Below are 6,641 nucleotides of genomic sequence, written 5' to 3'. Positions count from 1 at the left end.
GTTCGCCGGTTCAGATACAGGCGGAGAACGTGCGGCGATCCTCTACTCTCTGATCGTCACCTGCCGGCTTAACGGCGTTGACCCCGAGACGTGGTTGCGTTACGTCATCGGTCATATACAGGACTGGTCGGTGAACCGGGTCCGCGATCTGCTGCCATGGAAGGTCGAGCTTCCCTCTGCCTGAACGTCAATACGGTCTGAATGCGACGCTTACTCCTGACTGCAACCTGCATGGCCTTTCTGGCGTCCCGCATCTCTTATCCGCTGGAAAAACTGGCAGGCATGGTGCGTGACGGGGGAAGTGAGGCCAGCCCGGATCCGCTGTCATCCGTTAACACCTGGTACAACGAAGCTGACAGATTAAGAGAAGCGGTTCAGCATCACCGGCGTGCGGTCGCCGGGCATGTTGCGGACCTGAACGATAAAGCCATGACCGATCCGCTGACCGGATTAAATAACCGTCGCGGTTTTTATGCACAGGCGGCCCAGCACCGCGAGGAGCCTGTGCAGAGTGCGATTGCCATTGATATCGATCACTTTAAAATCATCAACGATCGCTATGGACACGATGCTGGCGACAAAGTCCTGGTGAGCCTGGCGGGTTTGTTAAGAAAGCGCTGCCGTACGCTGGATGTAATCAGCCGGTTCGGCGGCGAAGAGTTTGTGCTGCTGCTGCCGGGCACCTCTATGGGCGACGCGGCCGCAATGGCAGAACGCATCCGTGAGGCCGTCAGTCATACGGTGTTCCCGTTTATCAACAGCATGACGGTTTCCCTCGGCGTCGCTACCTTAAACGGTTTGGGCGACGACGCCTCACTACTCAGGCGAGCAGATGAAGCGTTGTACGCGGCAAAAGACGAAGGCCGTAACTGCGTCATGGTGAACCATGAGGGGAACATTTCTCGCTATCCTGCCAGGTAACGCCGTGGGCGTGAACCCAACGGCGTCTTAACACATTTCGCGGAGTTTCCAGTGCAGCCAGTGGTCCAGTTCGCTGTCTGCCAGGGGACGGGAATAGAAAAAACCCTGGGCCTGATCGCAGCCATATTCCGTTAACGCTTCCACGGTATCGACACATTCCACGCCTTCGGCCAGTACCACATAATCCAGCTCTTTCAGCATGGTAATAATATTACGGGCAATAATGCGTGAGGCCATATCGGATGAAAGCTCACTAATTAGCGAACGGTCCAGCTTGATCACATCCAGCGGCATCCGGCGCAGATAACTGATATTGCTGTAGCCGGTACCAAAATCATCAAGAGAAATGCCAAAGCCGCGCAGTTTCAGCATCTCAAGCCCCCGCATGGACGAGGGGCTCTCAACAATGCGCTCCGTTTCCAGACACTCGATTCCCAGCAGGGAGGTGGGGAGTTTTGCCTTAAGCATTTTCTCTTCCAGGCTATCCGCAAAACCGTCAAGCGAGAAATCGCGCTCACTCACGTTAATCGTAACAGGCAACTGGATACAGCTGTTGCGCAGGCGCTTCAGGCGGGCGATAACGTTGTCAATCACCCATGATGTCAGGGCAGTAAGGGTTTCGGTCTGCTCGGCAAGCGGGATGAAAGTGGCCGGTGAGAGTTCGCCTCGTTCAGGATGATGCCATCGAATCAGGGCTTCAAGCCCGATGGGTTTACCGCTTTGCAGGCAAATTTTAGGCTGATAAACCAGATAAAGGCCCACATCTTCGCGCAGCGCGCGCGCCAGATCGTTGATTAACGTGAAATCCTGCGTACGTCTGATATCCGTGGCTTCACTAAAGCGTAAAGAGGGTAAACCGCGCCCAATGGCCTCGTGCAAGGCGCTGACCGCCTGGCGCAGGGTTTCATGGGGCGGGAAAATACCGGAGACGAAATCGACCTCGCCGGTGTGGGTGCTGAGCCCCACTGACAGGCCTTCACCCAGGTCGGCGCTGATGCCTTCCATCTGACAGGCGACCCAGTGCGCACTGATGCGGCTGTCCGCACGCGTCAGCACCGCAAAACGCCCGGTGGCAACAGTATAAATAATGTCACTGGCCGCAGGACGCAGCCGAAGGGGCAAAAGGGTAGCGACATCCTTGAGCAGGCTTTCAACGGGCCCCATGCCCATCGACCGGGCCAGTTCATAGGCGCGCGGCATATCAATACAGTCAATCAGGACCAGGCGGCGTAAGGTTGTGTCGCCTGCTGCCGATAAATAATGCATGTCACGAATCAGGCGCTGGCGGTTGGGCAGCCCGGTCACCGGGTCGACAAAGCCCGCAGAATGCCAGGCCTCCAGAAACGACATCACTAATGATGACAGTAACTGAAGCGTCGTAATTTGTGAGGCGCTGAAGGGGTGCGGTTGAACATCCGTGACGCACAGCGTACCCAGGTTTATGCCATCACGGTTTTTCAGTGGGACGCCCGCATAAAACCGAATAAAGGGCGCCCCAACGATCAGGGGATGAGCCGCAAAGCGGCTGTCGAGATAGGTATCAGGCACGACGACGGCGGTATCACCATCTACCGCATAGCGACAAAGTGAATCCTCCCGGGACGAACGTTCCAGCTTAAAATTGTGTGAGGCACGCACATACTGAAACTCATCATCAATGATAGAAATAAAACTGCCGGGAATGTTCAGTGCCTGACTGGCCAGTCTGACAAATTTTCTCAGTATGTCATCCCGACTTTCATCAGGATGACGAAGTGCCTCAAGGGCACGGATGCGGCGTTCAGGATCGCCGTCGAGACTCATAAGCATGTGTGTCCTCCGCTCCGTGCTGATAACGGCGCGAAATTAAAAAGAAAAAGTGTCGGATAGAAGCACCGCAACGCTGGCCAAAGGGCGCGAAAGGAAAAACAGGAAATAATTTTATTTTCACTAAATAATAGGCGTGTTCTGGGTTTATGTCTCTTTTTATTTTCTTTAAAAAATTTCTTAGTTATGAACGATGCACACATTTAATCAATTTTTACGTTTTATTTTTTCATTAACACTGCCACAATTATTTTTATAAAAAGTAGCGCGCTATTGTTTTGCCCGCAACTATTAGGCATGAATATTTTTATTGACGTTTTTACACAGCCACACCGGGGAAATACTATGAATATTCTAAAAAATTTTACGATAAGACGTGTCGTCTTATGGATACTCATTATCGCCGTGATCGTCATTGCGCTTGCGGGTGCCTATGGTTCGGTGATTCTCAAAGACATTAATCGGGAAGTTACGCGCAGTAACAGCCTGACAGAGCAGCTTATTTTCCTCAATCGTGCCAGTTTGCAGATGCAGGAGAATGCGACAGCGAATCGTGCTGCGCTGGCGGCAGACGTGCCTGCGGGTGATGAGTGGCAGCGCTACCGTGCCGCGCTGACCAGCGCGCCACAGGATTATCCTGCGGCTGCGCAGGAAAGACTCCGTGCTCTGACGCAGCAGATTTCCAGCAATAACGTGCCGCTGAGCGTAGAGCATCAGAGACTGGTAGAACTCTTTTTGATTACGTTGGCTGCGGTCACGGGGCTGCTTTTCTTTTGTGACCGCTATCTGGTTGTCCATCTTGTTCGCCCCGTAGCAAAACTGCGTGATCACTTCCGCATCATTGCTGACGGCGATCTGACCCAGGAACCCGAAGATCTTGGTCGGAATTGTGTCGGGCAAATGGTGCCGTTACTTAAAGAAATGCAACAAAGTTTGCTGAAGACCGTTCTGGCGATTCGCGACAATGCATCCGTGTTACGGGATGAGGCCAGCGATATCGCTAAAGGCAATGCCGATCTGTCGAACAGGACGGCGACTCAGGCAGCCGCGCTGGAAGAAACGGCTGCCAGCATGGAGCAGTTAACCGCGACCGTGCGCTATAACGCAGAAAACAGCCGTGAAGCGCGCGCGCTGTCAGGCATCACTGCGCAAACCACTCAGCAGGGCGAACAACTGGTGAAAACGGTGGTTGGCGCGATGGAAGGCCTGTCTGTGGGCGCAGAAAAAATACGTCAGTTTACGGCTACCATTAATGGTATTGCGTTCCAGACCAATATTCTGGCGCTCAATGCCGCCGTCGAGGCGGCGCGCGCCGGAGAGCAGGGGCGCGGTTTTGCTGTAGTGGCCAGCGAAGTACGCTCTCTGGCGCAACGCAGTGCCGAAGCGGCGAAAGAGATTGAAGGATTAATTGCGGATACGGTCGCAGGTATCAGTCAAGGACGTGATGCGGCCAACACGGCGGGCAGCACGATGGAAGAGGTGTTACGTAACGTCGGCAGCGTGAACGACCTGATTGGTCAGATTGCTCTGGCTTCCGAAGAACAGAGTAAAGGTATTTCTCAGGTCACACTCGCCGTAGCGGAAATTGACCGGGTTACGCAGCAAAACAGCAGTCTGGTGCAGACTATCTCAGCCTCTGCGGAAAGCATGAGCAGCCAGACTGAGACACTGACCAGCGTCATTACACGGTTTACACTGCCCGTGACAACCTCGTCTGTTGTCCGTTCAGCCAGCCATAAGGCCACGCAACCTCTTCGTCCTTCGGTCTCTGTGGCGACAAAAGATGATGCGGCCTGGATTGCGTTTGGCAAATAAAGATATATAAGCCAGCCGGTGGTCTGTTTTTCAATTGAAAATAACCACTGTGGTTTTCATGCCCCCGCCTTATGGCGGGGGAATTTATTGTTGAACGCCCTGTTTTAAATTTATATTTCCTTACATCTTACGTTACGAAATAAACTCAAATTATTGGTTTTTTTAAAAGTCATGCCGTTTCGCTTAAGGGAAAGTGATATAAGTTGATCAAAGCATAGATTCGGACCCATAAAATTCCTGCCAGAACGGCCTTCCCTCGATTGACATTTCCCCTGTTAATATTAAGTATTCTTATGAAATGTGTGCTGCGGCGGTGGCTGATGACCGTGTGAGAGAACCGATACGGGCTGCGCTAAGGCACTGTTACCCTAAGTCAACAACAGGGAGCCTGGTTTGGGAAATTCAATCGTCCGACGGCCCGTGCCCGTCCAGAATAACGTCCGGGAGTTGCGTATTGCGGCAGGTCTGTCACAGGAGGGCGCAGCCGAACGCTTTGATCTCAGCTTACGCGCCTGGCAGACAAAAGAAGCCACGGCGAAAGTCGCGTTACTGAGTCAGGGCGAGTATGAATTGCTGCTGTTAGCAGGCAAGCATCCCTATTATGAATTGGTGCCACAGTCCAAAAAATAGCGATTTTTACCGTTTTACACAGATAAGCAGCCTCAGACTATGAAGTTCATCTCTGAGAGGACGATAACAGTAAAAACGGGGTCGAAGTTAAAGGCGATCCCGTGATCAGAGCAGATGACTGAGATTGGGATTTTTGCTGTACAGGCGGGCCTTTGTTGCGGTTTCAGGTTGGCAGATGACGTTTACCTGGTTCTGTCTGATTGCAGGCGTCCTCTTTTTACTGTGAGATGCCCGGCCACAGTATACGACCTCAGGAGGACATACTCTGAAGCACTCAACCGAAAACGGCGCTGAAGAAGCGCGCTTGCGTGCGCTGGCCCAGTATCACCTGATGGACACGCCGCCGAATGAAGCGTTCGATCGCCTGACGATTCTGGCCGCGCGACTGTTTAGCGTGCCGGTGGCGTTTGTGTCGCTGATTGATGAAAAACGCCAGTTTTTCAAGTCTCGCTATGGTCTGCAGATTACTGAAATCTCGCGGAGCGTGGCGTTCTGCCATCATACGCTTGAGAGTGACTCGATTCTTTGTGTGCCTGACGCACTCAACGATCCCCGTTTCTGTAACAGCCCGCTGGTGCTGGGTTATCCCTATATTCGATTCTATGCTGGCGTCCCGCTGATTACGCCCGACGGGCACAGAATTGGGACATTATGTCTGACCGACAATCATCCCCGCCCTGCAATGAGCCCAACGGATCGTCAGAACCTGACCGATCTGGCTGCGCTGGTGATGGACCGCATGGAGGTTCATCGTATGGAGGTGCTGCGCCATGCCAGTCAGCAGCGGCTTGAAGCCATATCGGTCACCTCGCCAGATGCCATTATTTGTACCGATCTGAATCGCGGGATTACATTCTGGAACCCTGCCGCGACCAACATGTTTGGCTATGACGCCAGCGAAATGATGGGAAAATATGTCGCCGGACTGATCCCGGAACGCTGCCAGACGGACTACCGCAACGAACTTGATCGGCTTGAGCATGACGATGACGCGATCGCAGTCCCTCGCACTCTGCAGATTTGGGGGAAACGCTGCAACGGTGAAGAGTTTCCGGCAGAAGTTTCTTTCTCGGGCTGGCGCGAAGGGGAGGAACGCTATGTCGGCATGATTATCCGTGATGTTACGCTGCGTTATGAAAGCGAGGCGCGACTGTGTGAGCTGGCGTCACTGGATATGCTGACGCGTCTTGCCAGCCGCAGTGCGTTTATGACCCAACTCAGTAAGCTGACGGAATCCGGCGTACCTTATACCTTGCTGATGACGGATTTAGACAGTTTTAAAGAGGTGAACGATACACTAAATAACTGATCCTAATACCGCTACACTTTAGCCAGCCCATGTTTTCCCCCGGGGAATGGGCTGACGGTATTCATAAAGTGATGGACCTTTTTCAACAGTTGCCACATTGAACTGCACTGGTGATTTCGGGTTATTGTCTCATGAAGCGCCTGCCACAACCGTTCGACAT

General features: G+C 53.0%; 5 protein-coding genes and 2 pseudogenes. 5 read left to right on the top strand and 2 right to left on the bottom strand.

The window, feature by feature from the left end:
- Window positions 1-184, top strand: a 184-nt coding sequence (locus F7Q90_RS24135; RefSeq protein ID WP_151161117.1) for a transposase domain-containing protein, incomplete at its 5' end; no start/stop codon positions are given.
- A 17-nt stretch (window positions 185-201) separates the two neighbouring features.
- Entirely contained in the window at window positions 202-921 is a 720-nt protein-coding gene (locus F7Q90_RS24130) for a GGDEF domain-containing protein (RefSeq protein ID WP_237166085.1), read from the top strand.
- Between the two features lie 27 nt (window positions 922-948).
- Here F7Q90_RS24130 and F7Q90_RS24125 read toward each other — a convergent pair whose 3' ends face one another.
- On the bottom strand, window positions 949-2,730 hold the full coding sequence (locus tag F7Q90_RS24125) for a GGDEF and EAL domain-containing protein (protein WP_006118233.1): 1,782 nt from the start codon (window positions 2,728-2,730) through the stop codon (window positions 949-951).
- Between the two features lie 342 nt (window positions 2,731-3,072).
- On the opposite strand from F7Q90_RS24125, the gene F7Q90_RS24115 reads away from it, so the two are divergent.
- The 3 genes and pseudogenes from F7Q90_RS24115 to F7Q90_RS24105 all read left to right on the top strand — a co-directional run.
- Complete coding sequence (locus F7Q90_RS24115) at window positions 3,073-4,542, top strand: methyl-accepting chemotaxis protein (RefSeq protein WP_006118234.1); 1,470 nt, start codon at window positions 3,073-3,075, stop codon at window positions 4,540-4,542.
- A gap of 393 nt (window positions 4,543-4,935) precedes the next feature.
- Complete coding sequence (locus F7Q90_RS24110) at window positions 4,936-5,172, top strand: hypothetical protein (RefSeq protein ID WP_006118235.1); 237 nt, start codon at window positions 4,936-4,938, stop codon at window positions 5,170-5,172.
- 331 nt (window positions 5,173-5,503) lie between these two features.
- Window positions 5,504-6,469: pseudogene (locus F7Q90_RS24105) on the top strand (PAS domain S-box protein); the annotation flags it as partial.
- Between the two features lie 23 nt (window positions 6,470-6,492).
- Here F7Q90_RS24105 and F7Q90_RS24100 read toward each other — a convergent pair.
- Window positions 6,493-6,641, bottom strand: a pseudogene (locus tag F7Q90_RS24100) (IS630 family transposase); the annotation flags it as partial.

Source organism: Pantoea stewartii subsp. stewartii, assembly GCF_008801695.1.
GTDB classification, from domain to species: Bacteria; Pseudomonadota; Gammaproteobacteria; order Enterobacterales; family Enterobacteriaceae; genus Pantoea; species Pantoea stewartii.
This window is presented reverse-complemented; position numbering and strand designations above follow the sequence as displayed.

What these genes read in the sequence shown, in the direction of transcription:
- F7Q90_RS24125 (WP_006118233.1), bottom strand. Translation starts at nt 2,730, where the DNA reads ATGCTTATGAGTCTCGACGGCGATCCTGAACGCCGCATCCGTGCCCTT.
- F7Q90_RS24130 (WP_237166085.1), top strand. Translation starts at nt 202, where the DNA reads ATGCGACGCTTACTCCTGACTGCAACCTGCATGGCCTTTCTGGCGTCC.
- F7Q90_RS24115 (WP_006118234.1), top strand. Translation starts at nt 3,073, where the DNA reads ATGAATATTCTAAAAAATTTTACGATAAGACGTGTCGTCTTATGGATA.